Origin of the sequence: Kitasatospora sp. NBC_01246, from assembly GCF_036226505.1 — a bacterium.
Lineage (GTDB): Bacteria > Actinomycetota > Actinomycetes > Streptomycetales > Streptomycetaceae > Kitasatospora.
In genome coordinates this window covers 4,790,967-4,812,791 of sequence record NZ_CP108484.1, presented here as the reverse complement: position 1 = coordinate 4,812,791, position 21,825 = coordinate 4,790,967, and the positions used below count along the sequence as shown (strand labels likewise).

The 21,825-nt window shown below is 69.5% G+C and carries 10 protein-coding genes, 3 rRNA genes and 1 pseudogene; 2 read left to right on the top strand and 12 right to left on the bottom strand.

Translation table 11 applies throughout. From position 1 onward, the window contains the following. Window positions 1-40: 40 nt before the first annotated feature. The 12 genes and pseudogenes from pstA to OG618_RS21015 all read right to left on the bottom strand — a co-directional run bounded on the left by pstA (window position 41) and on the right by OG618_RS21015 (window position 17,717). Window positions 41-1,117: a phosphate ABC transporter permease PstA gene (pstA, locus tag OG618_RS21070; RefSeq protein WP_329489083.1), complete on the bottom strand. Its 1,077-nt coding sequence runs from the start codon at window positions 1,115-1,117 to the stop codon at window positions 41-43. Further along, the gene (gene pstC / locus OG618_RS21065) at window positions 1,114-2,094 is read right to left on the bottom strand and encodes a phosphate ABC transporter permease subunit PstC (protein ID WP_329489082.1); all 981 of its coding nucleotides are present in this window, start codon (window positions 2,092-2,094) and stop codon (window positions 1,114-1,116) included. Before pstC ends, pstA begins: the two co-directional genes overlap by 4 nt. 149 nt (window positions 2,095-2,243) lie before the next feature. Beyond that, on the bottom strand, window positions 2,244-3,374 hold the full coding sequence (gene pstS / locus OG618_RS21060; RefSeq protein ID WP_329489081.1) for a phosphate ABC transporter substrate-binding protein PstS: 1,131 nt from the start codon (window positions 3,372-3,374) through the stop codon (window positions 2,244-2,246). A gap of 274 nt (window positions 3,375-3,648) precedes the next feature. Beyond that, complete coding sequence (locus tag OG618_RS21055) at window positions 3,649-4,110, bottom strand: NUDIX hydrolase (protein ID WP_380385525.1); 462 nt, start codon at window positions 4,108-4,110, stop codon at window positions 3,649-3,651. 43 nt (window positions 4,111-4,153) lie between these two features. After that, window positions 4,154-5,239 carry a CHAD domain-containing protein gene (locus OG618_RS21050; protein ID WP_329489080.1) on the bottom strand — a complete coding sequence of 362 codons (1,086 nt, stop codon included), beginning with the start codon at window positions 5,237-5,239 and terminating at the stop codon, window positions 4,154-4,156. Window positions 5,240-5,378: 139 nt separating this feature from the next. Beyond that, window positions 5,379-7,556: an RNA degradosome polyphosphate kinase gene (locus tag OG618_RS21045; protein ID WP_329492196.1), complete on the bottom strand. Its 2,178-nt coding sequence runs from the start codon at window positions 7,554-7,556 to the stop codon at window positions 5,379-5,381. 426 nt (window positions 7,557-7,982) lie between these two features. Next, complete coding sequence (gene mshD, locus OG618_RS21040) at window positions 7,983-9,020, bottom strand: mycothiol synthase (RefSeq protein ID WP_329489079.1); 1,038 nt, start codon at window positions 9,018-9,020, stop codon at window positions 7,983-7,985. Window positions 9,021-9,094: 74 nt separating this feature from the next. Then, window positions 9,095-9,211, bottom strand: a 5S ribosomal RNA gene (gene rrf, locus OG618_RS21035). Between the two features lie 85 nt (window positions 9,212-9,296). Beyond that, window positions 9,297-12,417 (bottom strand): 23S ribosomal RNA (locus OG618_RS21030). A gap of 278 nt (window positions 12,418-12,695) precedes the next feature. Then, window positions 12,696-14,219 (bottom strand): 16S ribosomal RNA (locus tag OG618_RS21025). The 16S, 23S and 5S rRNA genes sit together here, the layout of an rRNA operon. A 570-nt stretch (window positions 14,220-14,789) precedes the next feature. Beyond that, a pseudogene (locus tag OG618_RS21020) lies at window positions 14,790-16,178 on the bottom strand (PP2C family protein-serine/threonine phosphatase); the annotation flags it as partial. Between the two features lie 171 nt (window positions 16,179-16,349). Next, complete coding sequence (locus tag OG618_RS21015) at window positions 16,350-17,717, bottom strand: NAD(P)/FAD-dependent oxidoreductase (protein WP_329492195.1); 1,368 nt, start codon at window positions 17,715-17,717, stop codon at window positions 16,350-16,352. A 598-nt stretch (window positions 17,718-18,315) separates the two neighbouring features. Here OG618_RS21015 and OG618_RS21010 point away from each other — a divergent pair. Together OG618_RS21010 and OG618_RS21005 are read left to right on the top strand one after the other, a co-directional pair. Then, window positions 18,316-19,233: a TetR/AcrR family transcriptional regulator gene (locus OG618_RS21010; RefSeq protein WP_329489077.1), complete on the top strand. Its 918-nt coding sequence runs from the start codon at window positions 18,316-18,318 to the stop codon at window positions 19,231-19,233. Between the two features lie 334 nt (window positions 19,234-19,567). Then, window positions 19,568-21,823, top strand: a complete 2,256-nt coding sequence (locus OG618_RS21005) for a sigma-70 family RNA polymerase sigma factor (protein ID WP_329489076.1) — start codon at window positions 19,568-19,570, stop codon at window positions 21,821-21,823. Window positions 21,824-21,825: the final 2 nt, after the last annotated feature.

The following is a 21,825-nucleotide window of genomic DNA, read 5'->3' as shown; positions in this document are numbered from 1 at the left end:
GGGCCGCTAATGAATTCTGGGTCGTACGTCAGTCGGGCGCTCAGCGTCCGCCCTTGGGCGAACGCCAGCGTGCGATGCCCCGGGCGATGAGGTTGAGCCCCATCACGAAGGCGATCAGCACCAGCGCCGCGCCCCAGGCACGGGCGTAGCCGTAGTCGTTGTTCACCACCGCGTACTGCTGCCAGATGTACATCGGCAGCGACTGCTGCGGCCCGTTGAACGGGTCACTGTTGATGAAGTCCGCGCCGAAGACCAGCATCATCACCGGGGCGGTCTCGCCCGTGATGCGGGCGACCGCGAGCATCAGACCGGTGGTGATGCCGCCGATCGCGGTGGGGAGGACGATCCGCAGGATGGTCTTCCACTTCGGCACGCCGAGGGCGTACGACGCCTCGCGCAGCTCGTTCGGGACGAGCTTCAGCATCTCCTCGGTGGAACGGACCACGACCGGCATCATCAGGATCGCCAGCGCGAGGGAGCCCGAGAAGCCCGAGTAGGAGAAGCCGAGGGCGATGTTCCACAGGGACAGGATGAACAGACCGGCGACGATCGACGGGACACCCGTCATGACGTCGACGAAGAAGGTGACCGCCTTGGCGAGCCGGCCCCGGCCGTACTCGACCAGGTAGACGGCGGTCAGCAGACCGATCGGGGCGGCCATCGCGGTGGCCAGCAGGACCTGCTCGATGGTGCCGATCAGCGCGTGGTAGATGCCGCCGCCGGGGCCCGAGTAGCGGACGCCCTTCATCGAGTGCGTCAGGAAGTTGCCGTTCACCACCTCCGCGCCCTGCTGGACGGTGTAGATGGTGAGCGCGGCCAGCGGCACCACGGCCAGGATGAAGGCGACCCAGACCACCGAGGTGGCGAAGCGGTCCTTGGCCTGGCGGCGGCCCTCGACCCGGGCGGCGAGCCCGTAGCTGATCCCCAGGAACAGCAGCGCCGAGATGAGGCCCCACTGCAGGTGGCTCTCCAGCCCGCCGACCGCGCCGATCCCGCAGCCGAGCGCGATCGAGCCGGCGGCGACGGCGGCCGGGGTCCACCTGGGCAGGCGGTTGGAGGTCAGCGGGCGGCCGACCGGGCGGGTGTCCGCCGGAACGGACGTGGTCGCGGCGCTCATGCGTTGGCCCCCGAGTACTCCTTGCGGCGGGCGACGATCAGCCGCGCGGCACCGTTCACCACGAGGGTGATCACGAACAGGACGAGGCCGGAGGCCATCAGCGCGTCCCGGCCGAAGGGCTGGGCCTCGGCGAACTTCAGCGCGATGTTCTGCGCGAAGGTGCCACCGCCCGGGTCGAGCAGGTGGAGCGAGAGGACGTTGTTGGAGGAGAGCACCACCGCGACCGCGATGGTCTCGCCGAGCGCACGGCCGAGGCCGAGCATCGAGGCCGAGATGATGCCGGGGCGGCCGAACGGCAGCACCGCGGTGCGGATCATCTCCCAGCGGGTCGCGCCGAGCGCGAGCGCCGCCTCCTCGTGCATCCGCGGCACCTGCCGGAAGACCTCCCGGGTCACCGCGGTGATGATCGGCAGGATCATGATGGCCAGCAGGATGCCCACGGTGAACAGCGTGCGCGGCACGGTGCCGACCCGGGACTGGTCGAAGACGTACGTCCAGCCGAGGTACTCGTCCAGCCAGCTGGTCAGCCCGTAGAGGTGCGGCACCAGGAAGAGCGCGCCCCAGAGGCCGTAGATGATGCTGGGCACGGCGGCCAGCAGGTCCACCAGGTAGGCGAACGGCTGGGCGATCCGGCGCGGCGCGTAGTGCGAGATGAACAGCGCGATCCCGATGGCCACCGGGACGGCGATCGCCATCGCGAGCGCCGCGCTGATGATGGTGCCGAACGCCAGGACGGCGATGCCGAAGACGGGCTTCGCGGCGTCCGGCGTCCACTCGAAGGTGGTGAGGAAGTTGCCCTCGTTCTTGCTCAGCGCGATGCCCGCGCGCCAGGTCAGGAAGCCTGCGATGGCGGCCATGATGACCAGCAGCAGGATGCCCGACCCACGGGCGGCGTTCATGAAGATCTTGTCGCCGAGCCGGCTGTCACGCTTGCGGCGTTCCCTGCCTCGCGGGGCGGCAGGGGAGGATGAAGTCATGTGGTCTACTCCGGTCTGGTGGTGCTGCCCCGAGGGGGCGGCACCCTGGCGGCGGTGCCCCGGACGTGCTCATGGCGAAGTCGTGCTGTCCGGCGGAGCGGCCCCGGCCCCCTCGTCCACGGGGCCGCTCCACCGGAGGTTCGGCTGGATCAGGCCAGGGTCGGGATGACCGCGTTGACCTTGTCCGTCAGCTCCTTCGGGAGCGCGACGTAGCCGGTGTCGCCGACCGCCTTCTGACCGGCGTCGCTGGCGGCGTAGGTCAGGAACGCCTTCAGCGCGTCGAGGGTGTCGGCCTTGTTGCCCTTGTCGCAGACGATCTCGTAGGTGACCAGGACGATCGGGTAGGAACCCTCCTCCTTGGTGCCGTAGTCGAGGGTCAGCGCCAGGTCGCTGCCGGTGCCGGCGATCTTCGCCTTGGCGAAGGTGGTGGCGGCGTTGGCGGCGGTGGCCTCGACCGGCTTGGAGGCGCCGGTGGCGATCGCGGCGCTCTTCAGGTTGTTGCTCTGCGCGTAGGACAGCTCGGCGTAGCTGATCGAGTTCTTGACCTGCTTCACCTGGGCCGCGACACCGGCGGAGCCGTTCGCGCCCTGGCCGCCCTTGCCGGCCCAGGCCTTGGCGGCCGGGTAGCTCCAGGCGCCGTTGGAGACCTTGGCGAAGTACTTGGTCAGGTTCTCGTTGGTGCCCGAGTCGTCCGTGCGGTGGACGGCCTGGATGTCGGCGTCCGGCAGCTTGGCGCCCGGGTTCAGCGCGGCGATCGCCGGGTCGTTCCACTTGGTGATCTGCGAGTCGAAGATCTTGGCGGTGGTCGCGCCGTCCAGGACCAGGTTGTCGACGCCGTCCACGTTGTAGACGATCGAGATCAGACCCGCGACGAGCGGCAGGTTGATGCCCTGGCCGCCGGTGCAGACCTTCTTGCTGTCCTCGACCTCGGCCGGCTTCAGCGGCGAGTCGGAACCGGCGAACTGGATCTTGCCCTGGTTGAACTGCTGGACACCCGCGCCCGAGCCGCCGCCGCCGTAGTTGATGCTGGAGCCGGAGCACGCGGCGCCGAAGTTGTTCTTCCAGACGTCGATCGCGTTGCCCTGCGCGGTGGAACCCGCGGAGATCAGGGCGGCGGGCTTGCTGCCACAGGCGATCGCGGGAGCCGAGGCGGAGCCGCTGCCGCCGGACGCGTTGGTGTTGTTCTCGTCCGAACCGCAGGCGGCGAGCGACAGCGAGCTGACGAGCGCCATGGCACCGATGGCGAGGGCCTTGGAGCGGCCGTTCCGCTGGAGCTTCACAGGGGTGTCCCTTTCTGTGGCATTGCCCGGCACGCGGACCGTACGAGGACGGCGGGGCGCGGGTTTTGCTGTGGTCCGGGGCCCGTGCGGCCCTCCGGTAACCCCGAAGTTAAGCCGGGTAAGTGACACGTCAGCCGGTCGGAAGTGAACGGGGAGTGAACCTCGGACGGATGACAGGAAACTACGTCAGGTAGTAACGGTTGCGTCACGAGCAGGGCGCGGGAAGATCACTGCCGACGTTCCGTCACCGGTCCGGCCAGGAGGGCGGGCCCGGCTACGAGGACCGGACCGGCCGCGCGCCGAGCATCCCGAGCAGCGCGTCCACCAGCACCCGGTCGCGCTCGTGCGTCAGCCTGGCCCTGGCCTTCCCCGCCGGCAGCCACTCCAGCCGGTCCACCTCCCGGTTCGGCCGGAACTCCCCGGCCGCCGGCACCGCCGCCCAGTACCGGACCTCCTTCGGCCGCCCCTGCGCCAGGTAGTGCTGCGTCGGCAGCTCGTCCCCCAGCACGCAGGAGAACCCGGTCTCCTCGCGCACCTCGCGCAGCGCCGCCTCGACCACGCCCTCCCCCGGGTCGAGCTTGCCCTTCGGCAGGCTCCAGTCGTCGTACTTGGGCCGGTGGATCAGCGCGATCCGCGGCCGCCCGAGCCGACCGCTCTTCTTCGGGCGCCCCGGCAGCCAGAGCACCGCTCCGGCGGCCAGCACCACCGGCCCCCGCCCGGGCCGCGGGCTGCTGATGGTCGAGCCGTGGGCCCGCTCGGTGCTCAGGCGGTGGTGCACGTCATGCCGTCCGGGGTGCGGGGGTGTACCCCCTGCCCTCGGCAGGGGGGATCTCCAGCCAGCCGTCCAGGCCCGGCGGGAGTTCGGGCCACCGGCGGCCGAAGGCGTACCGTGCCGCCTCCACCTCCAGTCGTTGATCAGCATGCACCACGCCGAGCACGTAGGCGGTCGCGGGTGTGATCCTCGGCGTCCGCGCCGCCGTGGCCGCGGTGACCGCCGCGTCGGCCGCCTCCTGGTGCCGGCGCAGCACCTCGTCCAGCGCGTCCAGCTCGGCTGCCGGAAGGCCGCACACCTCCAGCGCGTAGCGGGCCCGATTCACCAGGATCCGCACCCGGTGCCACGGCGCGTCGTCCGCCGCCAGCGCCGCGTCGGCGTCCATCGCGCCCCGGGCCGCCGGCACCGCGCCGAGCCGGCGCAGACCGTCCCCGCCGTACGGGGTGGCCGCCCGCCGCAGCGGCAGCTGCTGGGCGCTCGCCGTCAGCGCGCCGAACGCCGTCGCCGCCTGCGGCAGCAGCACCGCGCCGGCCCGGCCGTCCGCCGTCTCCAGCAGCGGCGCCTCGGCGACCAGCAGCGTCATCCGGTCCGCCAGCGCGTGCAGCCGCGCCGAACGGAGCTCCTGCAGCACGGTCGAGTGCGCCCTGGTCCGGGCCAGCGTCAGCTGGCGGTCGAGCAGCGCCCGCGCCTTCGGCGCCCCGGCGTGGCCGGCCAGCATGCCGGGACCGTCCGCCTCGCTGCCGGTCAGCGCGTCCAGCGCGCCCAGCAGCCGGGCCGACCGGCGGACGTACCCCGGCTCCAGCGCCAGCAGGTTCAGCAGCCAGCGCAGCTCGGTGCGCGACTCCTGCGCCCAGGCCTGGTCGAAGGACCCGCCGAAGGTGTGCAGCAGCCCGCCGATCCGCCGTACCGCCCGCAGCAGTCCGGCCGTGCCGGTGGACGGGACGACGGCCGCCCCCGGTCTGGCGCCGACCTCGCCCACGGCCATCGGCAGCGCCCGCAGGAACGCCCCGGCCTGGGCCGTGAGATGGCTGGAGAGGATGTCCCCGGCGGTCGCGGTGGAGGCCGTCTGGGCCGTCATCGGCGCATCGGTCATGACTAGGTAGATCCCCGTTCCCCCGGAGCCGTCCCCCGGGGCTGGTGGCCGACCGCCGCAGCGGATCCCGACGCTGGGCGGCCCGTGTCGGCGGCTCGCCCCGGTGGGTCGCTCCATGGGTCGTGGCGGCGGCTCGCGGTCAGCGGGCGGTGGCGGCGCGGCGGCGCTGGCGCGAGTCGATGAGCAGGTCCTGGACGTGTCGCAGCGGCTTGCCCTCGGCGTCCTGGGCGTGACGGGTCCAGGCGCCGTCCGGCCCGAGGTGCCAGGACTCGGTCTCGTCCGACACTCCCAGGTCGATCAGCCCGGACAGCTCGGCCCGGTGCGCCGGGTCGGTGATCCGCATCAGCGCCTCGATCCGGCGGTCCAGGTTGCGGTGCATCATGTCGGCGCTGCCGATCCACACCTCCGGGTCCCCGTTGTTGCCGAAGACGAAGATCCGCGAGTGCTCCAGGAACCGCCCGAGGACGCTGCGCACCCGGATGTTCTCGCTCAGCCCCGGCACACCCGGGCGGATCGCGCAGATCCCGCGCACCCAGACGTCCACCGGTACTCCGGCCTGGGAGGCCCGGTAGAGCGCGTCGATCACGGCCTCGTCGACGATCGAGTTGACCTTGATCTTCACGAACGCCGGACGGCCGGCCCGGTGATGGGCGATCTCGTTGTGGATCCGGGAGATCAGCCCGTCCCGCAGGCCGCGCGGCGCGGTCAGCAGCCGCCGGTAGGACTCGCGGCGCGAGTAGCCGGAGAGCCGGTTGAAGAGGTCCGAGAGGTCCGCGCCGACCTGCGGGTCCGAGGTCAGCAGCCCGATGTCCTCGTACAGCCGGGCCGTCTTCGGGTGGTAGTTGCCGGTGCCGACGTGCGAGTAGCGGCGCAGGGTGTCGCCCTCCTGGCGGACCACCAGGGACAGCTTGCAGTGCGTCTTCAGCCCGACCAGGCCGTAGACCACGTGGCAGCCGGACTCCTCCAGCTTGCGGGCCCACTTGATGTTGGCCTGCTCGTCGAAGCGCGCCTTGATCTCGACCAGCACCAGCACCTGCTTGCCCGACTCGGCGGCGTCGATCAGCGCGTCCACGATCGGCGAGTCACCGGAGGTCCGGTACAGCGTCTGCTTGATCGCCAGCACGTCCGGGTCGCCCGCGGCCTGCTCCAGGAAGGCCTGCACCGAGGTCGAGAAGCTGTCGTACGGGTGGTGCAGCAGGACCTCCCGCTCGCGCATCGCGGCGAAGATGTCCGGCTGCGAGGCCGACTCGACGTCGGTCAGACCGCGCGCCGTACCCGCGACGAACTTCGGGTACTTCAGCTCGGGGCGGTCCAGGTCGGCGATGCCGAACAGACCGGTGAGGTCGAGCGGACCGGGCAGCGGGAAGACCTCCGCCTCGGTGATGTTCAGCTCCCGCACCAGCAGGTCCAGGATGTAGGGGTCGATCGACTCCTCGACCTCCAGCCGCACCGGCGGGCCGAAGCGCCGCCGCATGAGCTCCTTCTCCAGGGCTTTGAGGATGTTCTCGGTGTCGTCCTCCTCGACCTCCAGGTCCTCGTTCCTGGTGACCCGGAAGGCGTGGTGCGCGAGCACCTCCATCCCCGGGAAGAGCTCCTCCAGATGGGCGCCCATGACGTCCTCCAGCGGCACGTAGCGCTGGGGGGAGGCCTCCAGGAAGCGGGCCAGGGACTGCGGCACCTTCACCCGGGCGAAGTGCTTGTGCCCGGAGACCGGGTTGCGCACCACCACGGCGAGGTTGAGGGAGAGTCCCGATATGTAGGGGAACGGGTGGGCCGGGTCCACCGCCAGCGGGGTGAGCACCGGGAAGATCTTCTGTCGGAACAGGGTGTGCAGGCGGGCCTGCTCCTTCTCGGCCAGCTCGGGCCAGCGGACCAGCTCGATGCCCTCGCTCGCGAGGTCCGGCAGGACCTCCTGCTGGCAGGCGGCGGCGTGCCGCGCCATCAGCTCGCGCGAACGGGTCCAGATGAGGTCCAGCACCTCGCGCGGCTGGAGGCCGGAGGCACTGCGCTGGGCCACCCCGGTGGCGATCCGGCGCTTCAGGCCGGCCACCCGGACCATGAAGAACTCGTCCAGGTTGCTCGCGAAGATCGCGAGGAACTTGGTCCGCTCCAGCAGCGGGATCTGCGGATCCTCCGCCAGTTCCAGCACCCGCTCGTTGAACGCGAGCCAGCTGCGCTCGCGGTCCAGGAAACGGCCCTGGGGCAGTTCGTCGAACAACTCGTCGTCCGCGGCCGGAAGCTCCGGCGGTATCCCCAGCGCACTGGACATCCGGGCCGGAGGGGACAGCGGGGCAGAGACAGGGCGGGGGATGCTCATGGGCTCCAGCTCCTCCAGCAGGACGGCGTCCGGACGGGAAAGGCTCTGCGGGCCGTCGTCCTCGCCCAGCGCCAACGCCCACCCACCCGGCGCGGTCAACACGGGACCGGCCGGCAGGCGTCGCCGACGCTGCACGAGCGAGACACTACGGACTTCATCCTGTGATCTTCGCGGCAGCAATTGAATCCACGGTAAACACCGCATGGCCAGGAGGAAAGCTGAATCGGTCGGAGCCGGGGCTTGGCGGCCCACCCGTTGCTTCGGCCCCGACTGTCCGCTATGCCGTCCCGGCGCCGCACCGGACCGTGGTTCCGTGTCTGCCGACGGGTACCCGCGCGCGATCAACCCTACTGCGATCGGGTGGCGGCCCGGTCGCGGTACGACACCGGCGCGCGGGGTCGCTCGGCCGGTCTCATTCGGCCGGTCTCATTCGGCTGCTGCGGGCCCGCGGTACTGGACGCGGTACATCAGGTCGACCTCGTGGACGGTGAAACCCAGTCGTTCGTAGACGCGCACGGCGGCCGGGTTGTCCGCATCCACGTAGAGCAGGACCGTCTCCAGCCCTCGCTCGCCCGGTCCGCCGCCGGTCAGGTGACGCAGGCCGGCCGCGGTCAGCGCACGGCCGAGGCCGCTGCCCTGTTCCGCCGGGTCCACGCCGACCACGTACACCTCACCGAGGGCCGGCTCGGTGGCGGCCGCCGGGTGCACCTTGGTCCAGTGGAAGCCGACCGCCCGGCCGCCGCGGGTCGCGAGGAAGAAGCCCGCCGGATCGAACCACGGCTCGGCCAGCCGGTCCGCGAGGTCCTGCTCGGTCCAGGAGCCCTGCTCCGGGTGGTGCGCGAAGGCCACCGCGTTCAGCCGCAGCCACTCGGCGTCGTCCTCGCCGGGGCGGAAGGTCCGCAGCTCGATGCCGTCCGGGAGGGCGACCGCCTCGGTCTGCGGACCGGTGCGGCGCATCTGCCGCAGCTCGCGGACCAGCTCGGCGCCGTACTTCCCGGCCAGGTGGCGGGCCGCCGGGTGCCCGCCGTGCACCCAGACGTCGACGTGGTCGCGGCCGGCCCGATGTGCCTCGGTCAGTACCGCGTCCAGCAGCGGGCGGCCGAAGCCGCGGCCCCTGGCGGCCGGCGCCACCACGAGCTCGGCCGACGGGTTGGCGCCGGCCGGGTCGCCCTGGGGGAGTTCCAGCTGTGCGTAGCCGACGACGTCGTCCACCGGCTGTGCCGGATCTGCTGCCCGCTGGACGAAGTGGACGACTCCCGGGCGGGCCGTGTCCGAGGAGCGGAGCCGCAGACGCCCCTGCTCGGAGACCGCGGCACGGCCGTCCACCGCCTGGGCCTCCGTCAGCACGCGCAGCGCACCGTCGCGCGCCTCCGGCCGGAGCACCTCGCGCGCGACGACCGCCCCCTCGCCGGTCGCCGGCGTTCCCTCGTAGACCCGTTCCTGCTGCGCGTCCTGATCGTCCATGCTCTGACGATACGTCAAGGGAAACGCAAAGAACCCCCCGATCCTTACGGACCGGGGGGTTCTTTGGAATGATTGTTCGGCGGCGTCCTACTCTCCCACAGGGTCCCCCCTGCAGTACCATCGGCGCTGTGAGGCTTAGCTTCCGGGTTCGGAATGTAACCGGGCGTTTCCCTCACGCTATGACCACCGAAACACTATGAAACTATCAACCGCACCCACGACAGGCCATGTCATGGGGGTCGTTGTTTCAGAACAACACAGTGGACGCGAGCAACTGAGGACAAGCCCTCGGCCTATTAGTACCGGTCAACTCCACCCCTTACGAGGCTTCCATATCCGGCCTATCAACCCAGTCGTCTACTGGGAGCCTTACCCTCTCAAGGAGGTGGGAGTGCTCATCTCGAAGCAGGCTTCCCGCTTAGATGCTTTCAGCGGTTATCCCTCCCGAACGTAGCCAACCAGCCATGCCCTTGGCAGGACAACTGGCACACCAGAGGTTCGTCCGTCCCGGTCCTCTCGTACTAGGGACAGCCCTTCTCAACACTCCTACGCGCACAGCGGATAGGGACCGAACTGTCTCACGACGTTCTAAACCCAGCTCGCGTACCGCTTTAATGGGCGAACAGCCCAACCCTTGGGACCTACTCCAGCCCCAGGATGCGACGAGCCGACATCGAGGTGCCAAACCATCCCGTCGATATGGACTCTTGGGGAAGATCAGCCTGTTATCCCCGGGGTACCTTTTATCCGTTGAGCGACGGCGCTTCCACAAGCCACCGCCGGATCACTAGTCCCGACTTTCGTCCCTGCTCGACCCGTCAGTCTCACAGTCAAGCTCCCTTGTGCACTTACACTCAACACCTGATTGCCAACCAGGCTGAGGGAACCTTTGGGCGCCTCCGTTACTCTTTAGGAGGCAACCGCCCCAGTTAAACTACCCACCAGACACTGTCCCTGATCCGGATCACGGACCCAGGTTAGACATCCAGCACGACCAGAGTGGTATTTCAACGACGACTCCACAACAACTGGCGTTGCTGCTTCAAAGTCTCCCACCTATCCTACACAAGCCGAACCGAACACCAATATCAAGCTATAGTAAAGGTCCCGGGGTCTTTCCGTCCTGCTGCGCGAAACGAGCATCTTTACTCGTAATGCAATTTCACCGGGCCTATGGTTGAGACAGTCGAGAAGTCGTTACGCCATTCGTGCAGGTCGGAACTTACCCGACAAGGAATTTCGCTACCTTAGGATGGTTATAGTTACCACCGCCGTTTACTGGCGCTTAAGTTCTCAGCTTCGCCCGGACGAATCCAAGCTAACCGGTCCCCTTAACGTTCCAGCACCGGGCAGGCGTCAGTCCGTATACATCGCCTTACGGCTTCGCACGGACCTGTGTTTTTAGTAAACAGTCGCTTCTCGCTGGTCTCTGCGGCCACCCCCAGCTCAGAGTGCAAGACTCATCACCAGGAATGGCCCCCCTTCTCCCGAAGTTACGGGGGCATTTTGCCGAGTTCCTTAACCATAGTTCACCCGAACGCCTCGGTATTCTCTACCTGACCACCTGAGTCGGTTTGGGGTACGGGCCGCCATGAAACTCGCTAGAGGCTTTTCTCGACAGCATAGGATCATCCACTTCACCACAATCGGCTCGGCATCAGGTCTCAGCCTTAATGAGTGACGGATTTGCCTATCACTCGGCCTACACCCTTACCCCGGGACAACCACCGCCCGGGCTGGACTACCTTCCTGCGTCACCCCATCGCTCACCTACTACAGACTTGGGCCAGCGGCTCCACCACGTCCCTTTGTCCGAAGACTCCGGGCCGGCTTCACGGCTTTAGCATCACCTGGTTCGACGTTGGCGCTTCAAAGCGGGTACGGGAATATCAACCCGTTGTCCATCGACTACGCCTGTCGGCCTCGCCTTAGGTCCCGACTTACCCTGGGCAGATCAGCTTGACCCAGGAACCCTTGGTCAATCGGCGCAAGAGTTTCTCACTCTTGTATCGCTACTCATGCCTGCATTCTCACTCGTGTACCGTCCACGACTGGTTTCCACCGCCGCTTCACCCGGCACACGACGCTCCCCTACCCATCACAGCAGGCGTTGGCCCTATATGCTGCAATGACACGACTTCGGTGATGTGCTTGAGCCCCGCTACATTGTCGGCGCGGAATCACTTGACCAGTGAGCTATTACGCACTCTTTCAAGGGTGGCTGCTTCTAAGCCAACCTCCTGGTTGTCTCTGCGACTCCACATCCTTTCCCACTTAGCACACGCTTAGGGACCTTAGTCGGTGTTCTGGGCTGTTTCCCTCTCGACCATGGAGCTTATCCCCCACAGTCTCACTGCCACGCTCTCACTTACCGGCATTCGGAGTTTGGCTAAGGTCAGTAACCCGGTGAGGCCCATCGCCTATCCAGTGCTCTACCTCCGGCAAGAAACACGTGACGCTGCACCTAAATGCATTTCGGGGAGAACCAGCTATCACGGAGTTTGATTGGCCTTTCACCCCTAACCACAGGTCATCCCCCAGGTTTTCAACCCTGGTGGGTTCGGTCCTCCACGAAGTCTTACCTCCGCTTCAACCTGCCCATGGCTAGATCACTCCGCTTCGGGTCTTGGGCATGCAACTGTATCGCCCTATTCGGACTCGCTTTCGCTACGGCTACCCCACACGGGTTAACCTCGCTACACACCGCAAACTCGCAGGCTCATTCTTCAAAAGGCACGCAGTCACGGCCATGGTCCGAAGACCATAACGACGCTCCCACGGCTTGTAGGCACACGGTTTCAGGTACTATTTCACTCCGCTCCCGCGGTACTTTTCACCATTCCCTCACGGTACTATCCGCTATCGGTCACCAGGGAATATTTAGGCTTAGCGGGTGGTCCCGCCAGATTCACACGGGATTTCTCGGGCCCCGTGCTACTTGGGTGTTCTCCAAACGAGCCGTACAGATTTCGTCTACGGGGGTCTTACCCTCTACGCCGGACCTTTCGCATGTCCTTCGACTACCCATACGGTTTCTGACTCGTCGACCGGCCGGCAGACCGATCAAGAAGAATCCCACGACCCCGCGATGGCAACCCCTGCCGGGTCTCACACCATCGCGGTTTAGCCTCATCCGGTTTCGCTCGCCACTACTCCCGGAATCACGGTTGTTTTCTCTTCCTGCGGGTACTGAGATGTTTCACTTCCCCGCGTTCCCTCCACATACCCTATGTGTTCAGGTATGGGTGACAGCCCATGACGACTGCCGGGTTTCCCCATTCGGAAACCCCCGGATCAAAGCCTGGTTGACGGCTCCCCGGGGACTATCGTGGCCTCCCACGTCCTTCATCGGTTCCTGGTGCCAAGGCATCCACCGTGCGCCCTTAAAAACTTGGCCACAGATGCTCGCGTCCACTGTGCAGTTCTCAAACAACGACCAGTCACCCACACTCAACGATCCGAAGACCGCCTCGCATGAGACCGGCATCTCTGAAGCAACGACCATACGGCCGTTCCCTCAGGACCCAACAACGTGCCCGACACACCCGATCAACAATCCGTCTTCCACGCCGAAGCAGTACTAACGGATGCCAACCCAGTGTGCCGAATAGTCAACGTTCCACCCATGAGCGACCGTGCAGAACATTCGCCTGCAAGCGGCCATGTGCTCCTTAGAAAGGAGGTGATCCAGCCGCACCTTCCGGTACGGCTACCTTGTTACGACTTCGTCCCAATCGCTGGTCCCACCTTCGACGGCTCCTCCCCTTACGGGTTAGGCCACCGGCTTCGGGTGTTACCGACTTTCGTGACGTGACGGGCGGTGTGTACAAGGCCCGGGAACGTATTCACCGCAGCATGCTGATCTGCGATTACTAGCAACTCCAACTTCATGGGGTCGAGTTGCAGACCCCAATCCGAACTGAGGCCGGCTTTTTGGGATTCGCTCCGCCTCGCGGCATCGCAGCCCTTTGTACCGACCATTGTAGCACGTGTGCAGCCCAAGACATAAGGGGCATGATGATTTGACGTCGTCCCCACCTTCCTCCGAGTTGACCCCGGCAGTCTCCTGTGAGTCCCCATCACCCCGAAAGGCATGCTGGCAACACAGAACAAGGGTTGCGCTCGTTGCGGGACTTAACCCAACATCTCACGACACGAGCTGACGACAACCATGCACCACCTGTATACCGACCACAAGGGGGCGACTATCTCTAGCCGTTTCCGGTATATGTCAAGCCTTGGTAAGGTTCTTCGCGTTGCGTCGAATTAAGCCACATGCTCCGCTGCTTGTGCGGGCCCCCGTCAATTCCTTTGAGTTTTAGCCTTGCGGCCGTACTCCCCAGGCGGGGAACTTAATGCGTTAGCTGCGGCACCGACGACGTGGAATGTCGCCAACACCTAGTTCCCAACGTTTACGGCGTGGACTACCAGGGTATCTAATCCTGTTCGCTCCCCACGCTTTCGCTCCTCAGCGTCAGTAATGGCCCAGAGATCCGCCTTCGCCACCGGTGTTCCTCCTGATATCTGCGCATTTCACCGCTACACCAGGAATTCCGATCTCCCCTACCACACTCTAGCCTGCCCGTATCGAATGCAGACCCGGGGTTAAGCCCCGGGCTTTCACATCCGACGCGACAGGCCGCCTACGAGCTCTTTACGCCCAATAATTCCGGACAACGCTCGCACCCTACGTATTACCGCGGCTGCTGGCACGTAGTTAGCCGGTGCTTCTTCTGCAGGTACCGTCACTTGCGCTTCTTCCCTGCTGAAAGAGGTTTACAACCCGAAGGCCGTCATCCCTCACGCGGCGTCGCTGCATCAGGCTTTCGCCCATTGTGCAATATTCCCCACTGCTGCCTCCCGTAGGAGTCTGGGCCGTGTCTCAGTCCCAGTGTGGCCGGTCGCCCTCTCAGGCCGGCTACCCGTCGTCGCCTTGGTAGGCCATTACCCCACCAACAAGCTGATAGGCCGCGGGCTCATCCTGCACCGCCGGAGCTTTACACCCACCCCCATGCGGAGGAAGGTCATATCCGGTATTAGACCCCGTTTCCAGGGCTTGTCCCAGAGTGCAGGGCAGATTGCCCACGTGTTACTCACCCGTTCGCCACTGATCCACCCCGAAGGGCTTCACCGTTCGACTTGCATGTGTTAAGCACGCCGCCAGCGTTCGTCCTGAGCCAGGATCAAACTCTCCGTGAATGTCTGCCCGTAATCGGGCCGCACTCGCGTCGAGCGGCACGGCAACCACCGGAATAGGGCGGCCCCGCGCACTGCGTCCTCGCTAGTGTTTACTTCATAAAGGAATCTCCAACCCCGATCACAAGGACCAAGGCCGGGGATGTCAACATATCTGGCGTTGACTTTTGGCACGCTGTTGAGTTCTCAAGGAACGGACACTTCCTTCGGACCGCCTTCCAGCGGGCCCTCCGGGCGCTTCGTTCTTTCGTGTTCCCAGCTTACCAGATGTTTTCCGCTCCGTTTCCGGCGCTTCGTTCATCCAACTCGCTGGTGTCTTCCCGGGCTTGACGCCCTGTCCGACGTTTCAAACTCTAGCCGATCCCCGCCCCGAAAGGCGAATCCGGCCGCAATCCATATAAACAGGCATGACGAATAAGGCATGAGCGGCACCGTCAATACGACAGCGTGCAGCCCAGACCGAGCCGAAATGGTGTTTCCAGGGATTGGCCGCCTCGGGACCGTCCGCGTTGATACGTGTCCGGTGCTCCCAGCCAGGCAGCTCGAAGAACACTAGACCTGTCAGGGGGTCGAGTCAAGCGCCGCTCCCAGCTCCGGGAGGGCGGGCAGGCTCTCCTCGGCCGGCAGCTGGAAGGCCAGGATGGCGACGTCGTCGTCGTGGTCCGAACTGACGCCCATGGCCCGGAGCAGCCGGGCACAGATCACCTCGGGAGCGCCGGCGGCCCCGGCGAGCGTCCGGGCGAGCAGGTCGAGGCCCTGGTCGATGTCCTCGTCCCGGCGCTCCACCAGACCGTCCGTATAGAGGACGCCGGTGGTGCCGGGGAGCAGCCGCAGGGTGTGGGAGAGGTGGACGCCGCCGCCGGTGCCCAGGGGCGGGCCGTTCTGCTCCTCGCTGCGCAGGATGGTGCCGTCGGGGCAGCGGAGCAGCATCGGCAGGTGTCCTGCGGAGGCGTAGGTGAGGGCGTGGCGCGCTGGGTCCCAGACCGCGTAGGTGCAGGTGGCGATCTGGTTGGCGTCGATCTCCATCGCGAGGCCGTCGAGCAGGCGCATCACCTCGTGCGGCGGCAGGTCGAGCCGGGCGTAGGCGCGGACGGCGGTGCGGAGCTGGCCCATCACGGCGGCGGCGCGCAGGCCGCGCCCCATCACGTCGCCGATGACCAGCGCGGTGCGGCCGCCGTCGATGGCGATGACGTCGTACCAGTCACCGCCGACCGCGGCCTCCGCGCCACCGGGCTGGTAGGTGGCGGCGACCCGGAGGTCGGCCGGCTGGTCGAGCTTCTGGGGGAGCAGGCTCCGCTGGAGGGTGACGGCGGCCTCGCGCTGGCGGCGTTCGGCCTCGCGCAGCCGGGTGGCGGCGAGCACCTGGTCGGTGACCTCGGCGGCGAAGATGAGGACGCCGGCGGGCAGCGCGTCCCTCGGCTCCTCGCCCTCCACCACCTCGGTCCGGCCCTCGGCCCTGTTCTCGCGCCGGCCGTCCACCCTGCTCTCGGTCCGGCTCTCGTGCCGGCTGAGCGGGACGCAGGAGACGTTGTAGTAGCGGTTGCCGGTGAGCCCGAGGATGCAACGGGCCTTGACGCTGCGCGGGCTGCCGCCGCGGATGACCTGGTCCATCAGCGGCAGGACGCCCATGGTGCCGAGCTCGGGCAGTGCCTCGCAGGCGGGCAGGCCGATGGGCCGGTCGCCGAAGAGTTCGCGGTAGGCGCGGTTGGCGTAGCCGAGCTGGTGCAGCGGGCCGTAGGTGACGGCGACCGGGGCGGGAATGCGGTTCAGCACCTCGCGCAGGTCCTGGGGCCGCTGCGGATCGAGCACCTCGGTGGGGCTGACGAGGCTGGTGGGGTCGCGGGGGCTGGGGACGACCACGCCGTCGCCGGACGGCGTGCCCTGGTCGGTGCCGCGCCCAGCGGGCGGGGCGGTCCGCCACGGGGCTCCGGTGAGCCGGGCGCTCCAGCGCATGAGGTTCAAACGACGGCCGCTTCCTCGTTTACCAGGCATATCATCACTTTTTGTGTGCGGACTGCCACACCGGGTAATGACTCGGTCGGGCCGATCCTGTCAGGCGGAGGCCCGATTCCGGAAGTCGCGCGCGCTGGGCGCGGCCGTCTTGTCGGTCACAGCCGGCCGCCGGCGCCGCCCTCAGGTCGGCCGGTCGTCGGCGCCGCCCTTGCCGAAGCCGGCCTCGAACTCCGAACGCGGGTGCTCCACCGTCCCGAGCGAGACCACCTCCCGGGAGAACAGCCCGCCGAGCACCCAGTCCATCAGCACCCGCACCCGCCGGTCCGCGCTCGGCAGCCGGCGCAGGTGCCGGGCCCGGTGCAGCCACCAGGCGCGACGGCCGGTGAGCCGGCCGCCCCCGCTGGTGTGGGCGACCGCGCGGCCCAGGCCCAGCGAGGTCGAGCAGGCCGCGCGGTCCGGCCGGTACTCGACGATGCCCTCGGCGCGCGGGCCGCCCTCCAGGGCGACGAGCACGTTGGCGGCGAGCAGCTCGGCCTGGGCGAAGGCGTGCTGGGCGTTGGGCGCGCAGGGCGCCCCGTCCGCGTGCGGGTCGGGAACGGCGGCGCAGTCCCCGGCGGCCCAGACCCCGGGCAGCGCCCGCCCGTCCGGGCCGACCGCCTGGAGGGTGGCCAGACAGCGGATCCGGCCGGCGGTGTCCAGCGGCAGGTCGGTGTCGCGCAGCAGCGGGGACGGGCGCACCCCGGCGGTCCAGACCAGGGTCCGGGCGGCGAACCGGCTGCCGTCGGAGAGCGCCATCACCCGGTCGGCAGCCGACTCCAGCCTGGTGCCCAGGCGGACGTCGACGCTGCGCTCGCGCAGTTCGGCCAGGGTGTGCGCGGCCAGCTCAGGCGACTCCTCGGCGAGGATCCGGTCGGTGGCCTCGACCAGGACCCAGCGCAGGTCCCCGGGGCTGATGTTGTGATAGCCGCGGACCGCGGTGCGCGCCATGTCCTCCAGTTCGGCGAGCGCGCCGACGCCGGCGTAGCCCGCGCCGACGAAGACGAAGGTGAGCGCGGCCTGGCGCAGGGCCGGGTCCCGGGTCGCGGAGGCCAGGTCGAGCTGTTCCAGTACGTGGTTGCGCAGGCTCACCGCCTCGCCGACGGTGGAGAACCCCAGCCCGTGCTCGGCCAGCCCGGGCACCGGCGCCGTCCGGGAGACCGAGCCGGGGGCCACCACCAGGACGTCGTAGTCGAGCTCGACCGGGGCGGGCGGTTCCCCGCGGGCGGCGGCGTCGGCCCAGGCGCGGCGGGTGCCGTGCTCGATCCGGGTGATCCGGGCGGTGAGCACCCGGCAGTCCGGCAGGGCCCGCCGCAGCGGGACGACCACGTGGCGGGGGTCGATCGAGCCGGCCGCGACCTCGGCGAGCAAGGGGTGGTACGTCAAGTAGGACTGCGGTTCGACCACGGTGATCTCCGCCTCGCCCCGGCGCAGCCGTTCGCGCAGGCCGCGCTGGAGGTGCAGCGCGGTGGACATCCCGGCGCAGCCGCCGCCGACGATCAGAATTCTGATGGCGAACCTCCTGCCGATGCGACCTGTCCCCGGCCCTCGGCCGGGGGTGCCCCCACCACGCCCTCAATGAAGGACCGTCGGAGGGCCTCTTGTCCACAGTCCGTGCCGGGTCGGTTGGGGCGGGAGTTGCCCCGTGGTGCCAGATGTGCTGCCTGGGTGAGTTTCTGACGCACTTTCGGCTTCGAACGGCCGTGAACTATGGTCGGATTGTGCATCGGGGCGGCCATCGCCATGACAACTGGCGGCGACGCACCGTGGAGCGGCCATTACGGCCAGTTCCAGTGTTGGCGCGTAAACCCGACTGCGGGACGGTGTTCCGGGGAAGGGTAGTTCCCGGACGAGGCCCCGTGGGGTGCCGACGCGCCGGGCCGGATGTGCGGTCCCGGCCCGGTGGCACCGGTCGTGGCGGAGTCCGCATGGCCTTGCGTGCGCGGTCGTCGTGCGCGTGCGGTCTGGCGTCACCCGGACGCGGCTTGCGTCACAACCGACTACGAGCGATGGGTCATCGGGTCATTTCTGACAGGCGGAGCTGCACCGGGGGGTGCAGGGGCGGGCGACGGCAGGGTCCGGGATCGGGCACCTGCGGGGGAGAGTTGGGATGATGGAGCAGGAGCGACTGTTGGGCCGGGCGGCGGTACCGCGCGTCGGCCAGGGCGTGGTGCCGGAGCAACGCAGCCCCGCGGACCTGCCACCGCAGGCCGCGGTGGCGTACGCGGCGGTCCACTACCCGGCCGAACCGCCGCAGGGCGGTGGCGGACCGGTGTCCGGTGCCCGGCTGCGGGTGGACGCCCGGCGGAACCTGGAGAGCGTGCTGCGTGCGGCCCGCGAGGTGTTCGGCGAGTTCGGCTACGGCGCGCCGATGGAGGAGGTCGCGCGCCGGGCCGGGGTCGGGGTGGGCACGGTGTACCGGCGCTTCCCGAGCAAGGAGGTGCTGGTCCAGCGGATCGCCGCCGAGGAGGTGGCGTGGCTGACCGCCCAGGCGCGGGAGTCGCTGTACGGCGGCGGCGGTGCCTGGGAGTCGCTGGCCGGCTACCTGGCGCGGGCGGTGAGTACGGGGGCCGGGCGGCTGCTGCCGCCGGAGGCCTTCCGGTACGCGGAGGAGCTGGGCAGGGTGCCCGAGCAGCGCTCGGGGGATCCGGCCGGCGCGGGCGCCCTGCTCGGCAACCGGTTCGAGCCGCGGCACGGCGGGCTGCCGGAGGGCGGCGGAGAGCCCGCGGCCGACGCGGACCCGCGGCAGTTGCTGCAACTGCTCGCCGCCCTGGTGGCGCGCGCGGGCGCGGCCGGGGAGCTGCGGCCGGGGGTGACGGTCGCGGACGTGGTGCTGGTGCTGACCGCCTCGGTCCCGGTGCACGCCTCGCGCGGCGTGCCGGGGGCGGACCCGTACACGGCGCCCGTGTCGGCCGCGTTCGGCGGCGCGTTCCCGGCGGCAGGCGGTCAGCAGACGGACGGTCAACCCGTCGAAGGACCGGCCGACCGGCTGCTGCGGATCCTGCTGGACGGGCTCCGGGCGCGCTGATCCCACCACTCTGGTGGCCGCGGGCCCCGGAGGGCAAGGAAGTTGAGGATCAACCCGGCGTGAGCGGCTCGGCCGCGCGCCGGGTGCGCCCGCCGCCGCGCCGGTGCACCGGATGGGGCGAACACATCCTCGACGGCCCCTCGGAAGAGTGGGTCGCGGCGGTCCGGCTACCGCCCAACTCTGCGCTATGCCATCCTTTGCCCGTGGTTGGAGCCAATGTCCCGATGCGCGCCGTTCGCGCGCCCTCGGAGCCGTACAGCGGGGAACCGTGCGCTCACGCACTCCCGTGCGCTCTGCCGCACTACGGGGGCTGTCGTGGAATCTGGGGTCCGTTGTGAGCGCCGAGGAACAGAACGACTACGGCTACGGCCTCGACTTCGGCCGCTCCGGCCCGGGGGGACCGAACGGCGGGACGGGTGGCGCGGACGGGGGCCCCGGCAGGGCGGGGCACGGGCCGGGGCAGGCGCCCGGCGCGGTGCCGAGCGCGTCGGGGCAGGTGCCTGACCAGGCCGGGATGCCCAGCCGCGAGACCCTCTCCGCCTCCGACGCGTACCCGCAGAGCCGCGTCCCCGGCCAGGCGCCGGCCGGCCGCGGCGGCGTGGCCCCGGAGGCCTTCGTCGACGACGGCTCCCGCGCCCGGCCGACCGTACCGGCCCCCGCCGACCCGGTGGACGGCGAGCGCCCGGCCTCCGACGCCGAGTTGACCGCCCGGGTGCGGGCCGGCGACGACGCCGCGTACGAGGAGATCTACCGCCGGCACGCCGACTCGGTGCGCCGCTACGCGCGGACCTGCTGCCGGGACAGCTTCACCGCCGAGGACCTGGCAGGCGAGGTTTTCGCCCGCACGCTGCAGGCGCTGCGGGCGGGCAAGGGGCCGGAGTTCGCCGTCCGCGCCTATCTGCTGACCGCCGTCCGCAACGTCGCCGCGGCCTGGACCCGCAGTGAGCGGCGCGAGCAACTCGTCGACGACTTCAGCACGTTCGCGCAGACCTCGGCCGCCACCGTCGACCTGGACCTGGCCGACCCGGGGGCCGACGCCTGGGCGATGGCGCTGGCCGACCAGCGCATGGTGATGCAGGCCTACGCCGAACTGCCCGAGGACGACCGGATGGTGCTCTGGCACACCGAGGTCGAACGGGAGTCCCCCAAGACCGTCGCGGTGATGCTCGGCAAGACCGCCAACGCCACCGCCGTCCAGGCGCACCGGGCCCGCGACCGGCTGGCCGCGGCCTTCCTCCAGGCCCATGTCTCGGGCAGCCAGGCCAGGGCCTGCGAGGCGTACGCCAACCGGCTCGGCGCCTACGCGCGCGGCTCGCTGCGCAAGCGGGCGTCCGCGGAGGTCGGCCGGCACCTGCGGGAGTGCGACCGGTGCACGGCCGCCTGCCTGGAGCTGTCCGAGATCAACCACAGCCTGCGGGCGCTGCTGCCCGGCGGCGTCCTGGTCTGGGTGGGGGTGGGCGGCTTCAGCGCCGCCGCTGCCGCCGTGGGCGGTGCGGCGGCGGTCGGCGGCGCGGCCGCGGGAACGGCGGCGGCCGCCGCGGGCGGCGCGGCCGGCGGGGCCTCCGGGGCGACGGCAGGCGCCGCGGCCGGGTCCGCGGGTGGCGCGGCCGGCGGAAGCGGTGGCGCCGCGGCGGCGGGCGAGGGCCTGGGCATGGCGGCCAAGGCGGGCATCGCGGCCGCGGTCGCCGTGGCGGCGGCCGCCGTCGCCGCCTACGCGCTGACCGGCTCGCCCGAGCCGAAGCCCCCGCTGGCCGCGCCGCCGGCCTCCTCCCCGGCCCTACCGGCGCCGCCGCCGATGGCACCGGTACCGAGCGCGGCGCCGCGCACCCCCGATCCGGTCCCGGTGGTGGAACCCGCGCCGAGCCCCTCCGCCACCCCGTCACCGACGCCGACGCCCTCCGTCGCACCGCGCCCGGCGCCGAAGGCCGTGCCGCCGCCCGCGCCGAGCAGCCCGGCCGCGTCCTCCCCCGCACCGGCCCCGCCCTCGCCGCGGCCGACCCGGCCGACCCCTCCGCCGCTGCCGCCGGTACCCGTGGTGCCGACCCCGACGCCGCCCCCGGTACCCACCCCCGAGGTGCCGGTCCTGCCCACCCCGACTCCCCCGCCGCTGCCGACCCCGACCGTCACACCGCCGGCTCCGACCGACTTCTGGGCCGACCACCTGCCCGTGCTGAAGCCCGGCAACAACCGGGTGCCGGCGTCGGCCCCGAGCATCCGGCAGCGCGGCAGCGACTGGTTCTGGCAGCGCGACAGCGTCTCGATCGGCGGCACCCCCCGGGCCCACGGCATCACCGTGCACGCGCCCGCGACCACGGTGATCGACCTCAACCGCGGCTGCACGGCCTTCGACGCGGTGGCCGGGGTGGACGACATCGCCGCCTCGATCGGCGGCGTGGTCTTCTCGGTGCAGGGCGGCGACGGCCGTACCCTGTGGCGCTCGCCGCCGCTGGCCACCGGGGACGACGCGGTGCCGGTGCACGTGCCGCTGGCCGGGCAGACGTCGATCCGGCTGGTGGTCACCCCGGCGCACGGCGTCTGGTCGGCGCTGAACGTGTCCGACTGGGCCGAGGCCCGCTTCAGGTGTGCCTGAGG

What these genes read in the sequence shown, in the direction of transcription:
- pstA (WP_329489083.1), bottom strand. Translation starts at nt 1,117, where the DNA reads ATGAGCGCCGCGACCACGTCCGTTCCGGCGGACACCCGCCCGGTCGGC.
- pstC (WP_329489082.1), bottom strand. Translation starts at nt 2,094, where the DNA reads ATGACTTCATCCTCCCCTGCCGCCCCGCGAGGCAGGGAACGCCGCAAG.
- OG618_RS21050 (WP_329489080.1), bottom strand. Translation starts at nt 5,239, where the DNA reads ATGACCGATGCGCCGATGACGGCCCAGACGGCCTCCACCGCGACCGCC.
- OG618_RS21045 (WP_329492196.1), bottom strand. Translation starts at nt 7,556, where the DNA reads ATGAGCATCCCCCGCCCTGTCTCTGCCCCGCTGTCCCCTCCGGCCCGG.
- mshD (WP_329489079.1), bottom strand. Translation starts at nt 9,020, where the DNA reads ATGGACGATCAGGACGCGCAGCAGGAACGGGTCTACGAGGGAACGCCG.
- OG618_RS21010 (WP_329489077.1), top strand. Translation starts at nt 18,316, where the DNA reads ATGATGGAGCAGGAGCGACTGTTGGGCCGGGCGGCGGTACCGCGCGTC.